The following is a 22,925-nucleotide window of genomic DNA, read 5'->3' on the forward strand; positions in this document are numbered from 1 at the left end:
GGATGGCGTCTCAGCGGCACCCGACCGTCGCCGAGCGACGCGTCTCGGGGCGAGCGATGCGTTCATGGACGCATCGATCGAGCCGGGACGCATCGCTCGGCGTCCGGGGCGTGCGGGAAAAGCGCGTGCCCGACGGCGCGGGCGCACCTACCGTGGTCGGCATGTCCTCTTCCGCGACCGACCAGGTCGAGCACCCGGCCTCCACTACGCTCGCGCCGATCGCCGAGCGCGCCGCCGCGCCGTCGACCCTGCCGCCCGTGACCGCGGGCGACCTGACGTGGCGCGCCGCCGAGCCGGCCGACGCGCCCGCGCTGCTGGCCCTGCGCAACGGCATCGCCGAGGCGGACCAGGAGCCGTACCGCGAGACGATCGGCGAGATCGAAGAGCTGTTCACCGCGCCGTGGCGCGACCTCGCGGCCGACTCGCTCGTCGGCGTCGACACCGACGGGACGCTGCGCGCGTACGCCCTGGTCGACACCAACCCGGGCGACGCGAACACCGTGCGCGCGTTCCTCTGGGGCGGCGTCCACCCCAGCCACCGAGGGCGCGGCGTCGGGCGGGAGCTGTTCGCGTGGGAGATCGCGCGCGGACGCCAGCTCCTCGCGGCGAGCGGCAAGGAGCTGCCCGCGCGCCTGCTCACCTACGGCGAGGACACCGACCCGCCGGCGAAGGCGCGGCTCTACGCGCGCTTCGGGCTCGAGACCCGCCGCTTCTACTCCGACCTGCGTCGCGACCTCACCACGCCCATCCCCGAGGTGCCGCTCGACGGGTCGCTGCGGCTCGTCCCGTGGTCGACGGAGCTCGACGAGGCGACCCGCCTCGCGCACAACGACGCGTTCCGCGACCACTGGGGGAGCGAGCCCCGCACCTCCGAGGCGTGGACGCACGGCCGCAGCGAGTTCGCGCCGCAGTGGTCTTTCCTCGTGGTCGACGACGCGCCCGACGTCGACGCGCTCCTCGCCGACCCGACGACGGACCCCGAGACCGCCGCGGCGCTCCGTGCGGGCGAGCCGCTCGTCGTCGGCTACGAGATGGCGGGCCGCTACGACGAGGACTTCCCCGTGCGCGGCTACACGTTCGGCTACACCGAGATCCTCGGCGTGCGCAGCGCGTACCGCGGGCGCCGCGTCGCCGTCGCGGCGCTCGCGGCCGGGATGCGCGCCTTTGCCGCCGACGGCATGCAGTACGCCGCGCTCGACGTCGACACCGAGAACCCCTCCGGCGCGCACGGCCTCTACGCGAGCCTGGGCTACGAGAAGGTGACCGGCTCGCGCATGTACTCGATCGAGCTCTGACGGCGCCGCCGAGGTAAAGGCTGTGGTCGGGTCTCATCCCCGCGGGGGTGGGTCTGCAGCGGGGGCGGTCTCGGTGCTCGGGCTGCCGCGCCGTCACCGTGGTCTGTCCGGCGTGGGTTCGACGAGAGAGGCTCTGACGCCCCTTCGCATCCGAGCCCACCCCCACCGCTCAGCGGCACCACGACCCACCCGACCACCGAACCCAGCCACGCGTCGTGGGGCACAAGAACCACAGTTCTACCGCGGCCGCCTACGGTTCTATCTCGCGCAACCGGGGTTCTACCTCGGCGGGTCGGGTCAGAGGGTCGACGCGGACAGGGCGTTGCAGTCCTGGATCGTGCCGCCGTTGTAGCCGATGGTGAACCAGCGCTGGCGCTGCTCGCTCGAGCCGTGAGTCCAGCCCTCGGGGTTCACCTGACCGGTCGCGGCCTCCTGGATGCGGTCGTCTCCGACGGCGGACGCGGCGGACAGCGCGTCGTCCAGCTGCTGCTCGGTGATGGGGGCGAGGAACGTCACGCCGGTGTCCGGGTCGACGGTGCTCGCGGCGTGGCCCGCCCACATGCCCGCGAGGCAGTCGGCCATGAGCTCGATGCGCACGGAGTCGGACTCGGGGCCGGAGCCCTGGCGGTCCGCGGCGTCCATCGCGCCGACGAGCTGCTCGATGTGGTGGCCGAACTCGTGCGCCACGACGTACATGCGGGCGAGCCCGCCGTCGTTCGCGCCGAAGCGCGACGTCAGCTCGTCGTAGAAGGTGACGTCGATGTAGACGGTCTGGTCGGGAGGGCAGTAGAACGGCCCGACGGCGCTCGTCGCCGCGCCGCAGCCGGTGGAGACCTGCCGCTCGAAGCTCACGACCTCGGGCAGCGAGTACTCGACGCCGGCCTGCTGGGGGAGGGCCTCGGCCCAGAACGCGTCGAGCGACTGCGCGGTCGCGCTGAGCTCGCACTGCAGGTCCGTGTTGGCCTGCTCGGCGGTGCAGTCCTCGACGTACTGGGACTGACCCTCGCCGAGCCCTTCCGACGCGCTGTCGCTGCCGCCGTCCGTCAGCGCGCTGAGGTCGACGCCCGTCTGGTTCCCGACGAACGCGATGAGCAGCGCGACGAGGACCGCACCGATCCCGCCGCCCGCGATCATCGTGCCGCGGCGCCCGCCGCCGCCCTTGCGGACCCGCCCGCCCTCGAACGAGCCACCCTCCTGGAAAGTCACAGGTCAACGCTACCGCCGGGCCGGGCGGCAGGCGTCCCGGCGAGGCGGTGGCGGAGGTTCCGACGGCGTCCCTCGCCCGCGCGGCCCACGTCACCTGCGCCGTCGGTGGAATGGGGTGGGACGCGACGCCGGGCCCCCGTAGAATCGACGAGGCCCGGACGCCGGGGCGCACGCACCCGGCCCCACGACGAGCCGCCGGCCGACCGGCCGGGCGAGGGCCGTCGTCGGGCACCCGCACCACCCGAGAGGACCCTCCCGTGATCACCGCTCACGGCGTCGAGCTGCGCGTCGGCGCCCGCGTCCTGCTGCACGAGGCGACCTTCCAGATCGCCTCGGGCGACCGGATCGGTCTCGTCGGGCGCAACGGCGCCGGCAAGACGACCCTGACCAAGACGCTCGCGGGGGAGACCCAGCCGACGGCGGGGAAGATCACGCGCGGCAACGACATCGGCTACCTGCCGCAGGACCCCCGCACGGGCGACCTCGACGTCATCGCGATGGACCGGGTGCTCTCGGCCCGCAGCCTCGACAAGATCGTGCGCCAGATGCGGGAGACCGAGGGCGCGATGGCGAGCGCCGACGTCGAGACGCACGAGGCCGCGATGGAGCGGTACCCGAAGCTCGAGGCGCGCTTCCTCGCCGCCGGCGGGTACGCCGCCGAGAGCGAGGCGCACCGCATCACGAGCAACCTCGGCCTCGACGACCGCGTGCTCGGGCAGCCGCTCAGCACGCTGTCCGGCGGTCAGCGCCGCCGCATCGAGCTCGCGCGCATCCTGTTCTCCGGGGTCGAGACGCTGCTCCTCGACGAGCCGACGAACCACCTCGACGCGGACTCGATCATCTGGCTGCGCGACTACCTCAAGTCGTACAGCGGCGGGTTCGTCGTGATCTCCCACGACGTCGAGCTGCTGCGCGCGACCGTGAACAAGGTCTTCCACCTGGACGCGAATCGCGGCGAGCTCGACCAGTACAACCTCGGCTGGGACGCGTACCTCGCGCAGCGCGAGTCGGACGAGCGTCGCCGTCGTCGCGAGCGGCAGAACGCCGAGAAGAAGGCGGGCGCGCTGCTCGCCCAGGGCGAGAAGATGCGGGCCAAGGCCACCAAGGCCGTGGCCGCGCAGCAGATGATGCGCCGCGCCGAGAAGATGCTCGCAGGGCTGGAGGGCGAGCGCCAGAGCGACAAGGTCGCCAAGCTGCGGTTCCCCAAGCCGGCGCCGTGCGGGCGCACGCCGCTCACCGCGAGCGGGCTGTCCAAGGCGTACGGGTCGCAGGAGGTGTTCGCCGGGGTCGACCTCGCGATCGACCGGGGGAGCCGCGTCGTCGTGCTCGGTCTCAACGGCGCGGGCAAGACGACGCTCCTGCGCATCCTCGGCGGCGTCGAGAAGCCCGACACGGGCGAGGTCCACCCCGGGCACGGGCTGAAGATCGGCTACTACGCCCAGGAGCACGACACGCTCGACATGGACGCGACCGTCGTCGAGAACCTGCGCCACGCCGCGCCCGACCTCACGGACACCCAGGTGCGCTCCGTGCTCGGGTCGTTCCTGTTCTCGGGCGACGACGCGGAGAAGCCGACGAACGTGCTGTCCGGCGGGGAGAAGACGCGCCTCGCGCTCGCGACGCTCGTCGTGTCGGCTGCGAACGTGCTGCTCCTCGACGAGCCGACGAACAACCTCGACCCCGCGTCGCGCGCGGAGATCCTCGGGGCGCTCAAGACGTACGAGGGCGCGGTCGTCATGGTCACCCACGACGACGGCGCGGTCGAGGCCCTGGAGCCGGAGCGCGTCCTGCTGCTGCCGGACGGCGACGAGGACCTGTGGAGCGACGACTACGCGGAGCTCGTCTCGCTCGCCTGACCGGGCCGCTGGCCCTGGGCGGTCCCGACGCGCCCGTCGAGCTGGGCCTCGATGAGGGCGTCCTCCTCGTCCTCGGCGCTCGGCCGGCGGGACCGCGGCTCGCGACGCGCCCGGGCGGCATCCGGGTCATGGGCGGCGAGCAGGTCGCCCGCGGTGAGCGCCGTCTCCTCGCCGCGCGCGTCGCGCCGGTCACGGCGGACCAGGAGCCAGAAGCCCGCGACCGCGCCGATCGCGAACACGCCCCACTGGAACGCGTAGGACAGGTGCGACCCGGGGTCGGTGTCGGGCTTCGGCAGCGCCTCCAGCCTCTCCGCGGCCGGGGGAACCTCCGTACGGAGCTGCCCGTACGCCCCGACGGTCCGGCCGTCGGCCCACGCGGCGCCGTCAGGCCCGGCGGCGAGCACCTGGTCGGTCGAGATCGCCTGGACCTGCCCGTCGGGCGCGTCGCGGTCCGACGGCGGCTCGTCGCCCCGGAGCGTCACGGTCGCCTCGACCTCGCCCGCCGGGGCCACGGGGACGTCGCCCGGCGTGACGGCATCCGTGCCGAGCGGGACGAACCCGCGGTCGACGACCACGACGAGCCCGTCGGGTGCCGACGGCGTGGGGTTCGTCACGAACGGGACGAGCACGTGGAAGCCCGGGCTCCCACCGACGGGGCGGTTGCGCAGGAGGACGGTCGCGTCGGTCGCGTAGCGGCCCTCGAGCGTCACGGGACGCCACAGGTCCGACTCGTCGAGCGCGTCACCCGGGGCCGCGAGCACGTCGTCGACGGGGACCGGGTCGGACGTGTAGTTCGCCTCGATGCGCTCGATCTCCGCCTCGCGCGCGACGTACCGGTTCCACTGCCAGCGCCCCGCCACGAGGCACAGCGCGACGAGCACGACGACGCCGACTGCGAGGGTCACCCACTGCCGCGGCGTGCGCGGCTGGTGCGCGTCGGCGGTCGCGCGCGCCGGCGTCGGGCCGGACGGAACCTCCTGCGACGTGCCCTGCGTCACGGGGCCGCCCGGCGCTCGAGCTCGCCGACGGGCACGGTGGAGCGCCAGAACGAGCGTGCGCCGAGGAACGTCTCCAGGTGCTCGCGGTGCGCGTCGCACGCGAGCCACACCTTGCGCCGCTCGGGCGTGTGGATCTTGGGGTTGTTCCACAGCAGCCCCCACACGGCGGGCTCGCGGCAGCCCTTCGCGCTGCAGACGAGCTCGTCCTCGCCGACGGGGTCGGCAAGGCCCAGGACGTCGGTCACCGGTGGTCCTCCTCGTGGTTCTCCGGGTCGTGCGGTGCGGAGCCGGTGATCCCGTGGGACCCCGGCACCCCAGCGCTGGGCAGCGCGTGGTGCTCCATCGGCGAGGTGTCGTACCGGGCCTGGTCGCGCCCGGCGTTGGCGACGAGCACCGCGCTGTACGGCAGGACGATCGCGCCGACCGCGAGCACCCAGGTCAGCCAGCTGCCCTGCGCGAGGATCGCACCGAAGATGCACACGATGCGGATGCCCATCTGGATCAGGTACTTGCGCTCACGGCGCGCCTGGTCCGCGGCCAGCGGCTCCGGTGCTGACGTGATGCTCGGGACCGCCTCGGCCGACCTGCGGGCCGTGCGTCGTGTGCTCACCCGACCAGTCTACGTTTGTCGGGACCCGACAAAGCGCGGCCGACCGCTGTGACCGTGCCGCACCGCGCACGACGGCACCACCGCACGGTACGGTCGGTGCGGCGCGTCCGCGGGGGCCTGTCACGAGCCCGCACCAGGCCCACCCGGCACCGGCCGTGCGGGGCCAGACCCCGGCCGCCGACCCACCCGACCGTCCCGAGGAGCCGCACCGTGTCCGAAGCCACCGCACCCGCCCCGCGCACCGTCGTCGTCACCGGCGCGAACCGCGGGATCGGCCGTGCCATCGCCGAGCGGTTCGTGGCGAACGGCGACCGCGTCGCGACCGTGTACCGCGGGGGCGACCTGCCCGAGGGCGTCTTCGGGGCCGTGGCGGACATCACCGACACCGCGGCCGTGGACGCCGCGTTCACCGAGATCGAGAAGGAGCTCGGGCCGGTCGAGGTGCTCGTCGCGAACGCGGGCGTCACGCACGACCAGCTCCTGCTGCGCATGACCGACGAGGACTTCGAGTCCGTGATCGACGTCAACCTCACCGGTACGTTCCGCTGCGTGCGCCGCGTGAGCAAGGGCATGATCCGCCTGCGCCGCGGCCGCATCGTGCTCGTGTCGTCCGTGATCGGCCTCTACGGCGGTGCGGGGCAGGTCAACTACGCCTCCTCGAAGGCCGCGCTCGTCGGCATGGCGCGCTCGATCACGCGCGAGCTCGGGTCGCGCAACATCACGGCGAACGTCGTGGCGCCCGGGTTCATCGACACCGCGATGACGGCCGAGCTCCCCGAGGAGCGCCAGACCGCCTACAAGGCCGCGATCCCCGCCGGGCGGTTCGCCCAGGCGGACGAGGTCGCCGGGGTCGTGCAGTTCCTCGCGTCCGACGACGCCGCCTACGTCTCCGGGGCCGTCATCCCCGTCGACGGCGGCCTCGGCATGGGTCACTGAGCCGACGCACCGCGCGGCGCCCCGCCCGGTCGCGAGCGCTGTCACCGATGCGCCCGCGCCCCCTCTCTTTCAGTACGCTCGCCCCAGCGCGCCCGCACAGCGGGCGCACGACGGAAGGAAACCGATGGGTCTGCTCGACGGCAAGAAGCTCCTGATCACCGGAGTGCTCACCGACTCCTCGATCGCGTTCCACGCGGCGCGCCTCGCGCAGGAGGAGGGAGCCGAGGTCGTGCTCTCCTCGTTCGGCCGCCAGATGAAGCTCACGCAGGCCTTCGCCAAGCGCCTGCCCGCCGAGGCGCCCGTCGTGCAGCTCGACGTCACCGACCAGGCGGACCTGGACGGCCTCGCCGACGCGGTGCGCGAGCACACCGACCGCCTCGACGGCGTCGTGCACTCGATCGGCTTCGCGCCGCAGAGCGTCATGGGCGGCAACTTCCTCTCCGGCACCTGGGAGGACGTGGCCACCGCGCTCCAGGTCTCGACGTTCTCCTACAAGTCGCTCGCGGTCGCCGCGAAGCCGCTCATGACGGACGGCGGCGCCGTGGTGGGCCTCACGTTCGACGCGCAGTTCGCGTGGCCGGTCTACGACTGGATGGGCGTCGCGAAGGCGGGCCTCGAGTCCGCGAACCGCTACCTCGCCCGCGACCTCGGCCCGGACGGCATCCGTGCCAACCTCGTCTCCGCGGGCCCGATCCGCACCACGGCTGCCAAGTCCATCCCGGGCTTCGAGCAGATGGAGGACGGCTGGCCGAAGCGCGCGCCCCTCGGCTGGGACCAGACGACGGCGGAGCCCGCCGCGCGCGCGGTCGTGGCCCTCCTCTCCGACTGGTTCCCGGCGACGACCGGTGAGATCGTGCACGTCGACGGCGGCGTGCACGCCATGGGGCAGTGACTCAGGAGGAGAGCATGGGCGTGGCGACCACCGAGGGCGGCGTGCGCCGCCTCGTCCTCCTGCGCCACGCGAAGGCGGAGCCGGGTGGCGGGAGCGTCGACGACGTGCTGCGCCCCCTCGCCCTCAACGGGCGGCGCCAGGCGGGTCGCGTCGGCGGCGCGCTGCGCGAGACCGGGCTCGTCCCCGAGCGCGTGCTGTGCTCGTCCGCGCTGCGCACGCGTCAGACCTGGGAGCTCCTCTCCGCCCACCTGGGCGACGTGGACCCCGACGTCCTCGTGAGCGACGACCTCTACGCGGCCGACGTGAGCGACGTGCTGGACCTCGTCCGTTCGACGGACTCGCGCGTGCGGACGCTGCTCGTCGTGGGCCACGAGCCCACGATGGCGGCGACGGCGTCGTACCTGGCCGACCCGTCGTCCGACTCGGGCGCGCTCGCCCAGGTCCGCGTCGGCGTGCCGACCGCGACGTACTCCGTCCTGGAGTCCGCGACGGCCTGGGACGCCTGGGTCCCTGCCCGTGCGCTGCTCACCTACGTGGGTCGCCCGTCCTGACGGGCGTGCCCCGCGTGTGACGTGGAAGAGCCCTGGTCCGTCCGGACCAGGGCTCTTCCACGTGCGGGACGCGGCTCAGCGCGCGGCGTCCACCCGGTCGACGACGTCGAGGACCTCGTCGATGCGGGGGCCGTCGACGCCGTAGGGCGCCTGGGCGCGGACGACCGGCTTCGCGGCGAACGCGACGCCGATGCCCGCTGCACCGATCATGTCGAGGTCGTTCGCGCCGTCGCCCACGGCGATCGTCGCGCTCATCGGCAGGCCTAGCTCGGCCGCGAACTCGCGCAGCGCGACCTCCTTCGCGGCCCGGTCGACCACGGGGCCGGTGGTCCGGCCGGTGAGCCGGCCACCCGCGACCTCGAGCCGGTTCGCGCGGAAGCGCGTGATGCCCAGCTCGGCCGCGAGGTCGGCCACGATCTCCTCGAAGCCCCCCGAGACGAGCGCGACCTCCCAGCCGCGGCGGCGCGCCTCGGTGACGAGCTCACGCACCCCGGGGGTGAACGTCGCGCGCGCCCGCACGTCGGCGAACGCGTCGACGGGCACGCCGGCGAGGGTCGCGACACGTTCGCGCAGCGAGGCGCCGAAGTCGATCTCGCCGCGCATCGCGCGCTCCGTGACCTCGGTGACCTCGGCGCGCGTGCCCGCGTGGTCCGCGAGGAGCTCGATGACCTCCTGCTCGATGAGCGTCGAGTCGACGTCCATGACGAGGAGCCGGACGGCGCCGCTCGGGGGTTCGGGGGACACGGGGAGGCTCCTCGTGGTGTCGGTCTCGTGCGGGGCGGTGCTCGGCGCGCTGCCGGGAGCAGCGTCGGGCACGGCGAGAAGCGCGGCGTCGGGCACGACGCCGGTGGGGGCGGGCGTCACTCGACGACCGTCCCCTTGGGGACGACCGTGATCCCGGACTCGGTGACGGTGAAGCCGCGCGCGCGGTCCCGCTCCGGGTCGAGCCCGATGCGTGCCTGTTCGCCCACGACGACGTTCTTGTCGATGATCGCGCGGTGGATCTGCGCGTGGCGGTGCACCTGGACGCCGTCCATGAGCACGGAGTCCGAGACGGACGACCACGAGTGCAGATAGGTGCCGGGGGAGAGGACCGAGCCGACCGCCGTCGCGCCCGAGATGATGACGCCGGGCGAGACGATCGAGTCCGCCGCGTGCCCGAGGCGTCCGCGCCCCGCGTGCACGAACTTCGCGGGCGGCAGGCCCGTGTACCCCGTGTGCAGCGGCCACTCCTCGTTGTAGAGGTTGAAGACCGGCGTGACGGCGATGAGGTCCTTGTTCGCGTCGTAGTACGAGTCGATCGTCCCGACGTCCCGCCAGTAGTCGCGGTCGCGGTCCGTCGAGCCCGGGACGTCGTTGCGGATGAAGTCGTAGACCGCCGCGGTGCCCTTCTCGACGAACGCGGGCACGATGTCGCCGCCCATGTCGTGGCGCGAGTCCGCGTTCGCGGCGTCCGACGTCACGGCGTCGACGAGCGCGTCCGTGTCGATGACGTAGTTGCCCATCGACGCGAGCACCTCGTCGGGGGAGTCGGCGAGGCCGACCGGGTCCTTGGGCTTCTCGCGGAACGCCGCGATCTTCGTCGGGTCCTTGGGGTCGGTCTCGATGACGCCGAACTGGTCGGCCATCGAGATCGGCTGGCGGATGCCCGCGACGGTGAGCTGCGCGCCCGACTCGACGTGCGCGTCGACCATCTGGGAGAAGTCCATGCGGTACACGTGGTCCGCGCCGACCACGACGACGATGTCCGGCCGCTCGTCGTCGATGATGTTGAGGCACTGGTAGATCGCGTCCGCGCTGCCGAGGTACCAGTGCTTGCCCACGCGCTGCTGCGCGGGCACCGGTGCCACGTAGTTGCCCAGGAGCGACGACATGCGCCACGTCTTCGTGATGTGTCGGTCGAGGCTGTGGGACTTGTACTGCGTGAGCACGATGATGTGCAGGTAGTGCGAGTTCACGAGGTTCGAGAGCGCGAAGTCGACCAGGCGGTAGATGCCCCCGAACGGCACCGCGGGCTTGGCCCGGGACGCGGTGAGCGGCATGAGGCGCTTGCCCTCGCCCCCGGCGAGGACGATGGCGAGGACTCGTGGTGCGGCGGCCATGCCCAGACGGTAGCCCCTCGGGGCGGCACCCCGCAGCAGGGACCCGCATCCTGGGCGCGGCGCGTCCGTGCGCCTCGCTCCCGGGGTCCGGGACGAGACCCGGAACGTGGTCCCGAGGGCGGCGCGAGACCGGGGACGGGCACGGTCATCGCGGGACCGGGGCGGGCGACTCGGCTACGGTGTGGCGCGTGAGAGTGGACCTGCTGACCCGTGAGTACCCGCCGCACGTCTACGGCGGCGCCGGCGTGCACGTCGCCGAGCTGTCCGCGGTCCTGCGCCGCCACGTCGACGTGCGGGTGCGCTGCTTCGACGGCCCGCGCGGCGAGGTCGGCGTGACCGGCTACTCGGTCCCGGGCGTCCTGTCCGGCGCGAACGCCGCGCTCGGGACGTTCGGCGTCGACCTCCAGATGGCCGACGACGTCGCGGGCGCCGACCTCGTGCACTCCCACACCTGGTACGCGAACCTCGGTGGCCACCTGGCCGGGCTCCTGCACGGCGTGCCGCACGTGCTCTCCGCGCACTCGCTCGAGCCGTTGCGCCCGTGGAAGGCCGAGCAGCTCGGCGGCGGGTACGCCCTGTCGTCCTGGGCCGAGCGCACCGCGTACGAGGGAGCGGCGGGGATCGTCGCGGTGTCCGGCGGCATGCGCGACGACATCCTGCGCGTCTACCCGCAGGTCGACCCCGCGAAGGTGCACGTCGTGCACAACGGCATCGACCTCGACGGCTGGCGACGACCCGAGCCGGGGACGCAGACGGACGTCGCGGCGCGGGTCGTGCGCGACCTCGGGATCGACCCCGACCGTCCCGCCGTCGTGTTCGTCGGCCGGATCACCCGCCAGAAGGGGCTGCCGTACCTGCTGCGGGCCGCTCGCTCGCTGCCCGACGACGTCCAGCTCGTGCTGTGCGCCGGCGCCCCCGACACCCCGGAGATCGCCGCCGAGGTGAGCGGCGCCGTCGCCGAGCTGCAGAAGGAGCGCAGCGGCGTCGTCTGGATCGAGCAGATGCTCCCGCGCGCCGAGCTCGTCGCCGTGCTCGCCGCGTCCACCGTGTTCGTGTGCCCGTCCGTGTACGAGCCGCTCGGCATCGTCAACCTCGAGGCCATGGCCGTGGGGCTGCCCGTGGTCGGGACCGCCACGGGCGGCATCCCCGAGGTCGTTGACGACGGCGTCACGGGCCTGCTCGTCCCCATCGACCAGGCGGACGACGGCACCGGCACCCCGCTCGACCCCGACCGCTTCGTCGCGGACCTCGCGGCCGCGCTGACCCAGGTCGTGAGCGACCCGGACCGCGCTGCCGCGATGGGCCGCGCCGCGCGGCAGCGCGTCGAGGACCACTTCGCGTGGGACGCGATCGGGGAACGCACGCTCGACGTCTACCGGACCGTGCTGGAGCGGTCGTGACCGGCGCGGGGAACGACCGGGTCGACGAGGCGACGCGCCTCGTCGACGCCGCGCCCCACGACGTATACCGCGCGTTCGTCGACCCGGACGCGCTCGCCGCCTGGCTCCCGCCCGAGGGCATGACCGGCCGCTTCGAGCACTTCGACCTGCGCCCCGGCGGCAGCTACCGCATGGTCCTCGCCTACGACGACCCGCAGGCGGACCCTGGCAAGACCGGCGACGGGACCGACGTCGTCGACGTCGCGATCGTCGACCTCGTCCCGGGCCGGTGCGTCGTGCAGCAGGTCGACTTCCCCTCGGACGACCCGGCGTTCGCCGGGACCATGACGATGACCTGGACCGTCGAGCCGGTCGGGGACGGGACGCGCGTCACGGTCCGCGCCACGGACGTGCCCTCGGGCATCTCGCCGCAGGACCACGCCGTCGGCCTGGCATCCTCCCTCGCGCACCTCGACGCGTACGTGACGTCGCGCTCCTGAGGTTCCGCCCCGGGCCCGCAGGTTGTCCACAGATCGGGACACGTGGTTCCGCCGTCGACCCCGTTTCGCTAGGTTGCTGGGCAGCCCGCGCGTCCCAGGGGAGCGGCGCGCGGAGTTTCGCATCGATCTGCAGGGGGTCTCGTGCGTCGTTCTCGTGTGCCGTCCCGTGCCCGACGACGGTCGCTCGCCGTGGGCGCCGTCCTCGTCGTGGGGTGGATGGTCGCCGGGTGCACCGGGGGTGGCGAACCCGGTCCGTCGCCGTCCGTCGACGACCCGGTCGTGCCGTCACCGGCCGAGTCGGAGACACCCGAGCCGTCGGCGGCCGAGACCGGGCCTGTCAAGCCCGAACGTCCCGCCGCGATGGACCGCGACGACGCGGAGGGTGCCGCTGCGGCGGCTAAGTACTTCCTCGAGCTCTACCCGTACGTCATGACCTCGAGTGATACCGCCGAGTGGGAAGCCATGTCCCATCAGGAATGCGGGTACTGCTCGAACGCACTGGCAAGCGCGACGTGGCTCGCGGACAACGCCGCCACGTTCGTGGGCGGTGGAACCACGGTTCAGGTACTCGAGAGCTACGGGCGCGACACCGAGACCGGGATCTACCCCCTCGATGTCGCTTCGACACAAGAAGCGATCACCGTTTCCGGTGCGGGTGGGGAGGCGATCGACAACGTTCCGAAGAGTGATTCGAAGTTCCGTGTCGAGGTAGGGCGGAACAGTGGCGCATGGGTCGTGGTCGAGGTTGCACCGCTTCCCGAGGCGGGAGCCTGAGATGGGACGCGTCGCTCTAGCACTCTGCCTGGCGATGACCACCCTTGTGGGCCTTGCACCCGGCGGACTCGGCAACAACTCGGTCTCTCAGACGCCGTCACCGCGGCCAGCGCCCCCAGCGCCCGCCACCACGTCAGGTGCGGAAACGCCGGGCTTTGGGCAGGACAGCCATGCAAGGGACCAGCGCGTGACGCTGGAAATCTGGCAACAGACGATAGGAGGCATCGCCTACGGCGCCGGAAGCGACGGGCCCCCGACGGAGCGGTACTACCGGGCCGCGCAGACCACGTGCTCGGTCTTCAACGGTCTGGACGACCCGACGTCGGACCTGTCGGGTCGGTGCGCGGACTGGGAACGCCTGGTCGCCGAAGGGCTCGAGTGCGACGCGAGCTCGTACTACCTCGGTGCCCTCTACCGCCAGACCCGCGAGATCGGGACCGACGGCACACCGGGTGAGTGGTCCGCGGCCGGGGACCCGGTGGCCGAACACTCCTGCATCACCCCGGCCGACCTCGCCGACGAAGCCGCGCGCGCCCTGGCGACCCTGACCATAGCTCCGTCCCCGGTGATCGTGCAGCCCCCGGACGGGTGGACGCTGGTCAACGTCCCCACGATCACGTACACGGAGCCCGGTGAGCAGACCCTGGACACGACGCTGCTCGGCATCCCCGTCCAGATCCGCGCCACCCCCCGCACCTACACATGGGACTACGGCGACGGCACCACCCCGCTCGCCACGACCGACCCCGGCGCCGCCTACCCCGACCACACCGTGCACCACACCTACGACCAGCCCGCCGACCAGGTCCAGATCACCCTCACCACGACCTGGTCCGGACAGTTCCGCATCACCGGCACCCCCACCTGGACCGACGTCACCGGCACCGCCACGACCACCAGCACCGCCGACCCGCTGCGCGTCTACGAGGCCCGGTCTCGGCTCGTCACCGACGACCTGCCCGGATGACGCGGCCCCCGGCCGTGATCACACTCCACGGATGCGGCCGCCGTCGCCTGCCGACGACAGCGCACACCACGCTGTCCGTGTCGGTGGGAGGGCGGAAGACCCCGGCGACGTCGTCGAGCACGGGGCACCACGCCGTGCGGTCGAGACCAACTCCCGCGTGCGAGACCAACTCCCGCGTGCGAGATCGACCCGAGCGTTCGAGATCGACCCTCGGGTGGTCGACCTCACGACGCAGGGTCGACCTCGCGAGTCAGCGGGAGGCCTGACGCTGTCTCGGGACGGCCAGAGCCTTCGGATCAGGAGGAGGCGATCCAGAGCGTCGCGGCGCCGACGGCGTGACGCGAGGCGCGGTCGACCTCGCGCAGGGCGGTGGAGCGCTGGTCGGCCTGCCAGAGGTTGACGGAGCCGCCGTCGTCGGCGGTGGCGAGGTCGACGATCGCGCGCAGGCGGACGGCCTGGGTGAGCACCTGCACGGCGCGCGGCGCGACGGACGACGGGAGCTGCCACGCCGGGGCGCCGCCGGCGCGCAGGTCGGCGATGGCGCCCGCCGCGTCGTCACGCCAGCGTGCGACGTCGAGCTCGTCGAGGGCGCGGGTCGCGAGGAGCAGCGCGGTGCGCAGGTCGCGCTCGGCCTCGGCGAGCGAGCCGAGGGCGCCGAGGACGCGCGTGCTCCACGGGCCGACCGCGGTCACGTGCCACGTCACGAGGTGCCCGGGTTCGAGGTCGCTGCCGAACTCGGTGACCTCGGGCACGAGCGCCCACGAACCGGACGACGCGGTGACGACGACGCACTCGCCGGCGTCGGTCGCGCGCGCTGCGGCCTCGGGCGGGACGCCGGTCACGTCGCCGGGGGCCGGGGCGAGCGCCACGACCTCGCGCGTGTCACCGGCCCATGCGCCGGCCAGGTCCTCCAGCCGGACGTCGCCCAGCGCCCCGGACACGACGTGGGGCTCGTCGTCCCGCTGGACGGCGCGCAGCATCCGCGCGAGCCCGTCGTCGTCGCCGAGGCGCGAGGCACGCAGCCAGAGGGCGAGGAGCGCGCTGCGGGGGAGGGCTCCGGCGCTCGACGCGGAGCCGGGGCCGGACGCGCCGTGCGGGCCCTCGGACGAGTGTGAGACCACGTCGGCCAACCTATAGGGTCGGTGACCATGAGCGCGGTTCTCGACCTGAAGGGCGTCACCGTCCGACGCCACCCCAAGACCATCCTCGACGCGGTGGACTGGCAGGTGAACGAGGGCGAGCGGTGGGTCGTGCTGGGGCGCAACGGCGCCGGCAAGACGACGCTCCTGCAGATCGCGTCCGCGCGCATGCACCCCACGTCCGGCACGGCGGACGTCCTCGGCGAGCGGCTCGGCCGCGTGGACGTGTTCGAGCTCCGACCGCGCGTCGGGCTCGCGTCCGCGGCGCTGGCCGACCGCATCCCGGGCGACGAGACGGTGCGCGACGTCGTGCTCACCGCGGCCTACGGCGTGACGGGCCGGTGGCGCGAGGAGTACGAGGAGTTCGACGCGGAGCGGGCGGGCGACCTGCTCGCGGCGTTCGGCGTCGACCACCTGGCGGACCGGACCTTCGGCACGCTCTCGGAGGGTGAGCGCAAGCGCACCCAGATCGCCCGCGCCCTCATGACGGACCCGGAGCTCCTGCTGCTCGACGAGCCCGCGGCCGGTCTCGACCTGGGCGGGCGCGAGGAGCTCGTCGGTGCGCTGGCGGAGCTCGCGGGCGACCCGGCCTCGCCGGTGCTCGTGCTCGTCACGCACCACGTCGAGGAGATCCCGCCGGGCTTCACCCACCTGCTGCTGCTCAAGGACGGCGCGGTGCACAGCGCCGGACCGATCGCCGAGGTCCTCACGGCCGAGAACCTCAGCGACGCGTTCGGCCTGCCCTTGCTCGTCGCGCACGGCGGCGGACGCTGGATGGCGCGCGCCGCCCGCGTGTGACGCAGCCGTCCCCGGCGACGCGCACCGGGGCACGTGCACGACGGGCGGAAATTCGGTAAAGTACACGTAAAGCGTGCACGTGGGAACGGGGGTCGAGATGGACTGGCTGTGGTGGGTCGGAGCGGCGCTGCTCCTCGGTCTCGTGGAGATCATCTCGCTCGACCTCGTGCTCATCATGCTGGCCGGCGGCTCGCTCGCCGCGGCCGGCGTCAACGCGGCCGGCGGGCCGCTCTGGCTCCAGATCGTGGCCTTCGCGGTCGTGAGCGCCGTCCTGCTGCTCACGCTGCGGCCGTGGCTCCTGCGGCACCTGCGCTCGCGGGTCCCGCTGACCGAGACCAACGTCGCGGCCCACGTCGGCCGCACGGCGCTCGCCGTCGACCGCGTGAGCGAGTTCGGTGGCCGCGTGAAGCTCGTCGGCGAGGTCTGGACCGCGCGGACCGAGGCGGACGCGCCGCAGATCCCCGTGGGGACGGAGGTGCGCGTCGTCCGGATCGACGGCGCGACCGCCGTCGTTGCGCCGCTGCCCGCGCAGCACCCGACCGGGACGTGACCGACCGGCACGACCCGCACCGTGCCGCGCCACCGGGCGACCGGTCGCGCGACCGACGACCAGGAGGAAGTCGATGAACGACCCCAGTCCCGGAACGATCCTCGCGTACGTCGTCCTCGCGCTGATCCTGATCTTCGTGATCGTCGCGCTCGTCAAGGCGGTACGCATCGTGCCGCAGGCGGTCGCGATCATCGTGGAGCGGCTGGGCCGGTACTCGCGCACGCTCGAGCCGGGTCTGCACCTGCTGGTGCCGTTCATCGACCGCGTGCGTGCCTCGGTCGACCTGCGCGAGCAGGTCGTCTCGTTCCCGCCGCAGCCCGTGATCACGTCGGACAACCTCGTGGTCAGCATCGACACGGTGATCTACTTCCAGGTCACCGAGCCCAAGTCGGCGGTCTACGAGATCGCGAACTACATCACGGCGATCGAGCAGCTCACCGTCACGACGTTGCGCAACGTCATCGGCTCGATGGACCTCGAGCAGACGCTCACGAGCCGTGACCAGATCAACGGCCAGCTCCGTGGCGTCCTCGACGAGGCGACCGGCCGCTGGGGCATCCGCGTCAACCGCGTCGAGCTCAAGTCGATCGACCCGCCGCCCAGCGTGCAGGGCTCGATGGAGCAGCAGATGCGCGCCGAGCGTGACCGTCGCGCCGCGATCCTCACGGCCGAGGGTGTGAAGCAGTCGCAGATCCTCACGGCCGAGGGCGAGAAGCAGGCCGCGATCCTGCGGGCCGAGGGTGACGCGCAGTCGAAGATCCTTACCGCCGAGGGTGAGGCGCGCGCGATCCTCCAGGTGTTCGACGCCATCCACGAGGGCGACGCCGACCCCAAGCTGCTCGCCTACCAGTACCTGCAGATGCTCCCGCAGATCGCGAACGGCAGCGCCAGCAAGCTGTGGGTGGTGCCGACGGAGTTCACCGCGGCGCTCGGGTCCATCGCCAAGGGATTCGGCGGCGTGCCGGGGATCGACGGCGGTGGGGTGCCGAGCGCGACGCCCGCCCAGGACGCGGAGGCGGCCGAGGCGAGCGCCGAGGCGCGCCGCGAGCGTGAGCGCGACCGCGTGAAGTTCGGCGTGCCGTCGCTCACCGACCCGTCGGAGGCGCTGGCCGAGGCACGCCGCCAGGCCGAGGCCGCCACCGCCGACGCGACGAGCGCGGGGACGCGCTCCGGGCTGCCGTTCGACCCGCAGACCGAGCGCGGCCAGCACCCGGGCGGCTCCGGCGAGCATCGCGCAGCCCCGCCGGAGCCGGGCGCGGCGTCCCCGCGCCCGCTGGGCGGTCCGTCGCAGTACGCGCCCCCGCCGCCGCCCGTGGAGGACGCGCCGTCGGCGGACGAGCCGCCTGCCGACGAGCCGCCGCGGTCGTACCCGCCTCAGCGCTGACGCCCGTGGTCGACGCCACGTGGCCGACGGTGCCGCGACGCTGACGGTCGCGTCGCCGCCGCGGACCTGGTGACACGTGGCACGCCTGTCCGCTCCCGCAGAGCCCCGCCCCGTCCTGGGTGCGGGGCTCTCGCGCGTCGCGGGACGCCGACGAGGGGGCCTGGTCGTTCCGCCGAGAGTGGAGTGTGTTGAGAGTGAGTGCTCACTCAGTTAGCCTCGGTGGCGTGACACCCGCCTCCGTCCCGCACGACGCCCTGCCCGGGTCGGCCGGGGACCCGCCCGTCGCGGAGCGCACCCGCGCCCGCCCGCTCTCGCGAGAAGAGCGTCGCGACGCGATCGCCGCCGCGACGATCCCGCTCCTCGTCCAGCACGGCGCGGCGGTGACGACGCGCCAGATCGCCGACGCGGCAGGCGTCGCCGAGGGGACGCTGTTCCGCGCGTTCGCCGACAAGGACGAGATCCTGCACGCTGCCGTCGTGCGCTCGCTCGACCCCGCGCCCGCGGTCGCGGCGATCGGCCTGCTGCCGGACGACGACGGTCTGCGCCCGCTCGTGGTGAGCATCGTCGAGTTCCTGCTCGAGGCGCAGCGGGTCGGCATGCGGATCTTCGCCGCCGCGCACCAGGTGCTCGACCCGCACCGCCACTCAGCCGGTCGGGGAGCCGACCCGCACGGGGACGCGGTGCCCGACCGCACCACCGCGGACCGCGCCGCCGCGGTGCGCCGGATGCGGGCCGGGGAGGACGCGGACGCTCGCCGGACGGGGTTCGACGCACGGGAGCGCTCCGCGCGGGAGATCGTCGGGGCGATCGAGCGCAGGCTCGCCGACCACCGCGCGGAGCTGCGCGTGGGCCCGGGGCTCGCGGCCCGCGCCGTCTTCTCCCTCGTGTTCGGAAACGCCTTGCCGCACCTCTCGGGCGGTGACAGGCTCGACGCCGTGCAGCTCGCCGACCTGATCCTGGGCGGCATCGGAGCGGACGTCACCACCGACCCCTCACCCTGACGAGTCGCCGGCCGACCACGTCTCGCGGCAGCCCTCGCCCGGCTCCGCTCCCGGATCGAGCCCCCGGCACCCCGGATCGTCCACGGCCCGACCGCCCCCGTAGCCCCCACCCGGACAGGAACCCCATGCTCGTCAGCCTCCTGCGGACGCGGTTGCGTCCCTACCTGACACCGATCCTCATCCTTCTCGGCCTCCAGCTCGTCGCGACGCTCGCGTCGCTCTACCTGCCGAGCCTCAACGCCGACATCATCGACCAAGGCGTCACGCAGGGCGACACCGCGTACATCATGCGCACCGGCGGCCTCATGCTCCTCGTGAGCCTGGGCCAGGTCGTGTGCGCGGTCGCGGCCGTCTACTTCGGCGCACGGGTCGCGATGTCGTTCGGCCGCGACGTGCGTGCCGGGCTGTTCACCAACGTGCAGCGCTTCTCGGCCCAGGAGATGGGCCAGTTCGGCGCGCCGTCCCTCATCACGCGCACCACGAACGACGTGCAGCAGGTGCAGATGCTCGTGCTGCTGTCCCTGACCATCATGGTCATGGCGCCGATCATGCTGGTCGGCGGCGTGGTGATGGCCCTGCAGGAGAACGTCGAGCTCTCCGGGCTGCTCCTCGTCATCGTGCCCGTGCTCGGCGTGAGCGTCGGGCTCATCATCTGGCGGATGGTCCCTTACTTCCGGCAGATGCAGAAGAAGATCGACGGCATCAACGCCGTGCTGCGCGAGCAGATCACGGGCATCCGCGTGATCCGCGCGTTCGTGCGCGAGCGGCGCGAGGCCGAGCGGTTCGACGTCGCGAACGATGCCCTGTTCGACGTCTCGCTCAAGGCGGGCAAGCTCATGGCGCTCATGTTCCCGACCGTCATGCTCGTCATGAACGCGTCGAGCATCGCGGTGCTGTGGTTCGGCGGCCGCCAGATCGACGCGGGCGACATGGAGGTGGGTGCGCTCACCGCGTTCCTGTCCTACCTCATGTACATCCTCATGGCCGTGATGATGTCGACGATGATGTTCATGATGGTGCCGCGCGCGGCGGTCTCCGCCGAGCGCATCACGGACGTCCTGCGCACGACGGCCACGGTCGTCGAGCCCGAGCGTCCCGTCGCCCTCACGTCGCGGACCGGGCGCGTCGAGCTCGACGGCGTCGAGTTCCGCTACCCCGGCGCCGAGGAGCCCGTGCTGCACGACGTCTCGTTCGTGGCCGAGCCCGGACGGACGACGGCGATCATCGGCTCGACCGGCTCCGGCAAGACGACGCTGCTCAACCTCGTGCCGCGGCTGTTCGACGTCACGGGCGGCTCGGTGCGCATCGACGGGACCGACGTGCGCGACCTCACGGGCGCGGACCTCGGGTCGCTCCTCGGCCTCGTGCCGCAGAAGGCGTACCTGTTCTCCGGCACGGTCGCGGACAACCTCCGGTACGGCCGCCCCGACGCGACCGAGGAGCAGATGTGGGAGGCGCTCGACGTCGCCCAGGCACGCGACTTCGTCGAGGCCCTGGACGGCGGCCTCGACGCACCCGTCGCGCAGGGCGGGACGAACTTCTCCGGCGGTCAGCGCCAACGGCTCGCCATCGCCCGCGCGATCGTGCGCGAGCCCGCGGTCTACCTGTTCGACGACTCGTTCTCCGCGCTCGACTACGCGACCGACGCGCGCCTGCGCGCGGCCCTCGCGCCCCGCACCCGGCAGTCCACGGTGATCGTCGTCGCGCAGCGCGTCGCGACGATCCGCGGCGCCGACCAGATCCTCGTGCTCGACCACGGCCGCATCGTCGGCCGCGGCACGCACGCCGAGCTCCTCGAGTCCAACGAGACGTACCAGGAGATCGTCTACTCCCAGCTCTCGATCGAGGAGGCAGCATGAGCGGCGAGCAGGACGCCCCGCGCACGCCCGCGCCGTCGGGCCCGGACGCGACCGCACCGGGCACCGACGCGCCCGCCGCGAAGAACGACGTCGCGTCGACACGCCTGGCCGGACGGCCGCGCGGCGGTGGCGGCGGCCCCATGGGCGGCATGGGGATGCCCGGGGAGAAGGCGCTCGACTTCAAAGGCTCGCTGCGCCGGTTCGCGGCGTCGCTGCGGCCCGAGCGCGTGCCGATCGTCGCCGTCGTGATCCTCGGCGTGGTGTCGGTCGCGCTCGCGGTCGCCGGCCCCAAGCTCCTCGGCAACGCGACGAACATCATCTTTGCCGGCGTCGTCGGCTCCCAGCTCCCCGCGGGCGTGACGCAGGCCCAGGCCGTCGACGCGCTGCGCGCCCAGGGACAGGACCAGATCGCGGACCTCGTCTCCGGCGTTCCCGGCCTCGTCCCCGGCGAGGGCATCGACTTCACGGCCCTCGCGACCGTGCTGGCGTGGGTGCTTGCCGTCTACGTCGGCTCGTTCCTGTTCGGGTGGCTCCAGGGGCGCATCACGGCGATCGTCGTGCAGCGCACCGTCTACCGCCTGCGCGGCGAGGTGCAGGCCAAGCTCGGGCGCCTCCCGCTGTCGTACTTCGACCGCAACGCGCGCGGCGAGATCCTCTCGCGCGTGACGAACGACATCGACAACATCTCCCAGACGCTCACGCAGACGCTGTCGCAGCTCGTGACGTCGGTGCTCACCGTGGTCGGCGTGCTCGGCGTGATGTTCTGGATCTCGCCGCTGCTCGCGGTCGTCGCGCTCGTGACGGTGCCCCTGTCCGTGATCATCACGGCGCAGATCGCGAAGCGCTCGCAGCCGCAGTTCATCCAGCAGTGGGCCGCCACGGGGCGTCTCAACGCCCACATCGAGGAGATGTACACCGGCCACACGCTGGTCAAGGTCTACGGTCACCAGCAGGCCGCGATCGACGACTTCGAGCGCGAGAACGGCGCCCTGTACGACGCGAGCTTCAAGGCGCAGTTCATCTCCGGCACCATCCAGCCGGCGATGGGGTTCGTGGCGAACCTCAACTACGTGATCGTCGCCGTGGTCGGCGGCCTGCGGGTCGCGTCGGGCACCATGACGCTCGGCGACGTGCAGGCGTTCATCCAGTACTCGCGCCAGTTCACGCAGCCCATCACGCAGATCGCGTCGATGATGAACCTGCTCCAGTCGGGCGTCGCGTCGGCCGAGCGGGTCTACGACCTGCTCGACGCCGAGGAGCAGACGCCGGACCCGTCGCCCGCGCAGACGGTCGCCCCGGTGCGCGGCCGCGTCGCGTTCGACGACGTGTCGTTCTCCTACAGCCCCGACACGCCGCTCATCGAGCACCTCGACCTCGTCGTGGAGCCTGGCCAGACGATCGCGATCGTCGGGCCTACGGGCGCGGGCAAGACCACGCTCGTCAACTTGCTCATGCGGTTCTACGACGTGGACTCGGGCCGGATCACGCTCGACGGCGTGGACACGCGCGACATGACGCGCGACGACCTGCGCTCCGACATCGGGATGGTCCTCCAGGACACGTGGCTCTTCCAGGGCACGATCGAGGAGAACCTGCGCTACGGCGTCCGCGACGGGCGCGAGGTGGGCGAGGAGGAGTTCCTCGCGGCGACGCGCGCGACGCACGTCGACCCGTTCGTGCGCACGCTGCCCGACGGCTACGCGACGGTGATCGACGACGAGGGGTCGAGCGTGAGCGCGGGGGAGAAGCAGCTCCTCACGATCGCGCGCGCGTTCCTCGCCGACCCGGCGATCCTCGTGCTCGACGAGGCGACGAGCTCGGTCGACACGCGCACGGAGGTGCTCGTGCAGCAGGCGATGAACGCGCTGCGCGAGGGCCGCACGTCGTTCGTGATCGCGCACCGCCTGTCGACGATCCGCGACGCCGACACGATCCTCGTCATGGAGCACGGCACGATCGTCGAGCAGGGCTCGCACGACGACCTGCTCGCGGCGGGCGGCGCGTACGCGCGCCTGTACGAGAGCCAGTTCGTGGCGCCAGTCGGGGCCGAGGCGGAGGACGCGGTGGACGCCGCCGCGGCCCCCGCGGGGCGGCCGGCGGGCGACTGACACGGCTCGGCCCGCGCCGG

Annotated in this window: 22 protein-coding genes; 15 read left to right on the plus strand and 7 right to left on the minus strand. The window is 72.9% G+C overall.

The annotated features are described in order from the left end of the window. The first annotated feature begins 161 nt into the window (after positions 1 to 161). Positions 162 to 1,295 carry a GNAT family N-acetyltransferase gene (locus FIC82_RS10615; RefSeq protein ID WP_154798532.1) on the plus strand — a complete coding sequence of 378 codons (1,134 nt, stop codon included), beginning with the start codon at positions 162 to 164 and terminating at the stop codon, positions 1,293 to 1,295. Between the two features lie 297 nt (positions 1,296 to 1,592). Here the strand turns inward: FIC82_RS10615 and ypfJ are convergent, their stop codons facing one another. Next, on the minus strand, positions 1,593 to 2,501 hold the full coding sequence (gene ypfJ, locus FIC82_RS10620) for a KPN_02809 family neutral zinc metallopeptidase (RefSeq protein WP_168731735.1): 909 nt from the start codon (positions 2,499 to 2,501) through the stop codon (positions 1,593 to 1,595). A gap of 257 nt (positions 2,502 to 2,758) precedes the next feature. Between ypfJ and FIC82_RS10625 the strand changes: the two genes are divergently transcribed. Continuing rightward, the gene (locus FIC82_RS10625; RefSeq protein ID WP_168731736.1) at positions 2,759 to 4,357 is read left to right on the plus strand and encodes an ABC-F family ATP-binding cassette domain-containing protein; all 1,599 of its coding nucleotides are present in this window, start codon (positions 2,759 to 2,761) and stop codon (positions 4,355 to 4,357) included. On the opposite strand, the gene FIC82_RS10630 is transcribed toward FIC82_RS10625, so the two are convergent. From FIC82_RS10630 to FIC82_RS10640, 3 genes are read right to left on the minus strand one after another with little or no spacing between them, the layout of a single operon-like run. Further along, positions 4,330 to 5,355, minus strand: a complete 1,026-nt coding sequence (locus tag FIC82_RS10630; protein ID WP_168731737.1) for an SURF1 family cytochrome oxidase biogenesis protein — start codon at positions 5,353 to 5,355, stop codon at positions 4,330 to 4,332. The genes FIC82_RS10625 and FIC82_RS10630 overlap by 28 nt on opposite strands. Then, the gene (locus tag FIC82_RS10635) at positions 5,352 to 5,600 is read right to left on the minus strand and encodes a hypothetical protein (RefSeq protein WP_168731738.1); all 249 of its coding nucleotides are present in this window, start codon (positions 5,598 to 5,600) and stop codon (positions 5,352 to 5,354) included. Before FIC82_RS10635 ends, FIC82_RS10630 begins: the two co-directional genes overlap by 4 nt. Next, positions 5,597 to 5,965 (minus strand): DUF3099 domain-containing protein, encoded by a 369-nt coding sequence (locus FIC82_RS10640; protein WP_168731739.1) that lies wholly within the window; start codon positions 5,963 to 5,965, stop codon positions 5,597 to 5,599. Before FIC82_RS10640 ends, FIC82_RS10635 begins: the two co-directional genes overlap by 4 nt. A gap of 210 nt (positions 5,966 to 6,175) precedes the next feature. Here FIC82_RS10640 and fabG point away from each other — a divergent pair, with 210 nt between their 5' ends. The 3 genes from fabG (at position 6,176) to FIC82_RS10655 (ending at position 8,344) form a co-directional block, all read left to right on the plus strand. Continuing rightward, entirely contained in the window at positions 6,176 to 6,901 is a 726-nt protein-coding gene (gene fabG, locus FIC82_RS10645) for a 3-oxoacyl-ACP reductase FabG (protein ID WP_168731740.1), read from the plus strand. 124 nt (positions 6,902 to 7,025) lie between these two features. Further along, positions 7,026 to 7,793: an enoyl-ACP reductase FabI gene (gene fabI, locus FIC82_RS10650; protein ID WP_154798534.1), complete on the plus strand. Its 768-nt coding sequence runs from the start codon at positions 7,026 to 7,028 to the stop codon at positions 7,791 to 7,793. Between the two features lie 14 nt (positions 7,794 to 7,807). Further along, a complete protein-coding gene (locus FIC82_RS10655) occupies positions 7,808 to 8,344 on the plus strand; it encodes a SixA phosphatase family protein (protein ID WP_154798535.1) in 537 nt (178 codons plus the stop codon). 75 nt (positions 8,345 to 8,419) lie between these two features. Here FIC82_RS10655 and serB read toward each other — a convergent pair whose 3' ends face one another. Together serB and glgC are read right to left on the minus strand one after the other, a co-directional pair. Then, positions 8,420 to 9,088 carry a phosphoserine phosphatase SerB gene (serB, locus tag FIC82_RS10660; RefSeq protein ID WP_256390420.1) on the minus strand — a complete coding sequence of 223 codons (669 nt, stop codon included), beginning with the start codon at positions 9,086 to 9,088 and terminating at the stop codon, positions 8,420 to 8,422. Positions 9,089 to 9,204: 116 nt separating this feature from the next. After that, the gene (gene glgC / locus FIC82_RS10665; RefSeq protein ID WP_154798536.1) at positions 9,205 to 10,446 is read right to left on the minus strand and encodes a glucose-1-phosphate adenylyltransferase; all 1,242 of its coding nucleotides are present in this window, start codon (positions 10,444 to 10,446) and stop codon (positions 9,205 to 9,207) included. Between the two features lie 188 nt (positions 10,447 to 10,634). Here glgC and glgA point away from each other — a divergent pair, with 188 nt between their 5' ends. The 4 genes from glgA (at position 10,635) to FIC82_RS10685 (ending at position 14,066) form a co-directional block, all read left to right on the plus strand. Continuing rightward, a complete protein-coding gene (gene glgA / locus FIC82_RS10670; RefSeq protein ID WP_168731741.1) occupies positions 10,635 to 11,846 on the plus strand; it encodes a glycogen synthase in 1,212 nt (403 codons plus the stop codon). Further along, positions 11,843 to 12,325 carry an SRPBCC family protein gene (locus FIC82_RS10675; protein ID WP_168731742.1) on the plus strand — a complete coding sequence of 161 codons (483 nt, stop codon included), beginning with the start codon at positions 11,843 to 11,845 and terminating at the stop codon, positions 12,323 to 12,325. The genes glgA and FIC82_RS10675 overlap by 4 nt, the downstream gene beginning before the upstream one ends. A gap of 189 nt (positions 12,326 to 12,514) precedes the next feature. After that, on the plus strand, positions 12,515 to 13,099 hold the full coding sequence (locus tag FIC82_RS10680) for a DUF6318 family protein (protein ID WP_154798537.1): 585 nt from the start codon (positions 12,515 to 12,517) through the stop codon (positions 13,097 to 13,099). 187 nt (positions 13,100 to 13,286) lie between these two features. Then, positions 13,287 to 14,066 carry a hypothetical protein gene (locus tag FIC82_RS10685; RefSeq protein ID WP_154798538.1) on the plus strand — a complete coding sequence of 260 codons (780 nt, stop codon included), beginning with the start codon at positions 13,287 to 13,289 and terminating at the stop codon, positions 14,064 to 14,066. 296 nt (positions 14,067 to 14,362) lie between these two features. On the opposite strand, the gene FIC82_RS10690 is transcribed toward FIC82_RS10685, so the two are convergent. After that, a complete protein-coding gene (locus tag FIC82_RS10690) occupies positions 14,363 to 15,187 on the minus strand; it encodes a hypothetical protein (RefSeq protein ID WP_253691039.1) in 825 nt (274 codons plus the stop codon). A 27-nt stretch (positions 15,188 to 15,214) separates the two neighbouring features. On the opposite strand from FIC82_RS10690, the gene FIC82_RS10695 reads away from it, so the two are divergent. The 6 genes from FIC82_RS10695 to FIC82_RS10720 all read left to right on the plus strand — a co-directional run bounded on the left by FIC82_RS10695 (position 15,215) and on the right by FIC82_RS10720 (position 22,905). Beyond that, the gene (locus FIC82_RS10695) at positions 15,215 to 16,003 is read left to right on the plus strand and encodes an ABC transporter ATP-binding protein (RefSeq protein ID WP_154798539.1); all 789 of its coding nucleotides are present in this window, start codon (positions 15,215 to 15,217) and stop codon (positions 16,001 to 16,003) included. Positions 16,004 to 16,076: 73 nt separating this feature from the next. Next, positions 16,077 to 16,553, plus strand: a complete 477-nt coding sequence (locus tag FIC82_RS10700; protein ID WP_336240030.1) for an NfeD family protein — start codon at positions 16,077 to 16,079, stop codon at positions 16,551 to 16,553. Between the two features lie 73 nt (positions 16,554 to 16,626). Further along, on the plus strand, positions 16,627 to 17,937 hold the full coding sequence (locus FIC82_RS10705; protein ID WP_154798540.1) for an SPFH domain-containing protein: 1,311 nt from the start codon (positions 16,627 to 16,629) through the stop codon (positions 17,935 to 17,937). Between the two features lie 224 nt (positions 17,938 to 18,161). Further along, positions 18,162 to 18,938: a TetR/AcrR family transcriptional regulator gene (locus FIC82_RS20850; RefSeq protein WP_216609895.1), complete on the plus strand. Its 777-nt coding sequence runs from the start codon at positions 18,162 to 18,164 to the stop codon at positions 18,936 to 18,938. Between the two features lie 125 nt (positions 18,939 to 19,063). Next, complete coding sequence (locus FIC82_RS10715) at positions 19,064 to 20,797, plus strand: ABC transporter ATP-binding protein (protein ID WP_154798541.1); 1,734 nt, start codon at positions 19,064 to 19,066, stop codon at positions 20,795 to 20,797. Continuing rightward, positions 20,794 to 22,905: an ABC transporter ATP-binding protein gene (locus FIC82_RS10720; protein ID WP_154798542.1), complete on the plus strand. Its 2,112-nt coding sequence runs from the start codon at positions 20,794 to 20,796 to the stop codon at positions 22,903 to 22,905. The genes FIC82_RS10715 and FIC82_RS10720 overlap by 4 nt, the downstream gene beginning before the upstream one ends. The last annotated feature ends 20 nt before the right edge of the window (positions 22,906 to 22,925 follow it).

Source organism: Cellulosimicrobium protaetiae, from assembly GCF_009708005.2.
Taxonomy (GTDB): Bacteria; Actinomycetota; Actinomycetes; order Actinomycetales; family Cellulomonadaceae; genus Cellulosimicrobium; species Cellulosimicrobium protaetiae.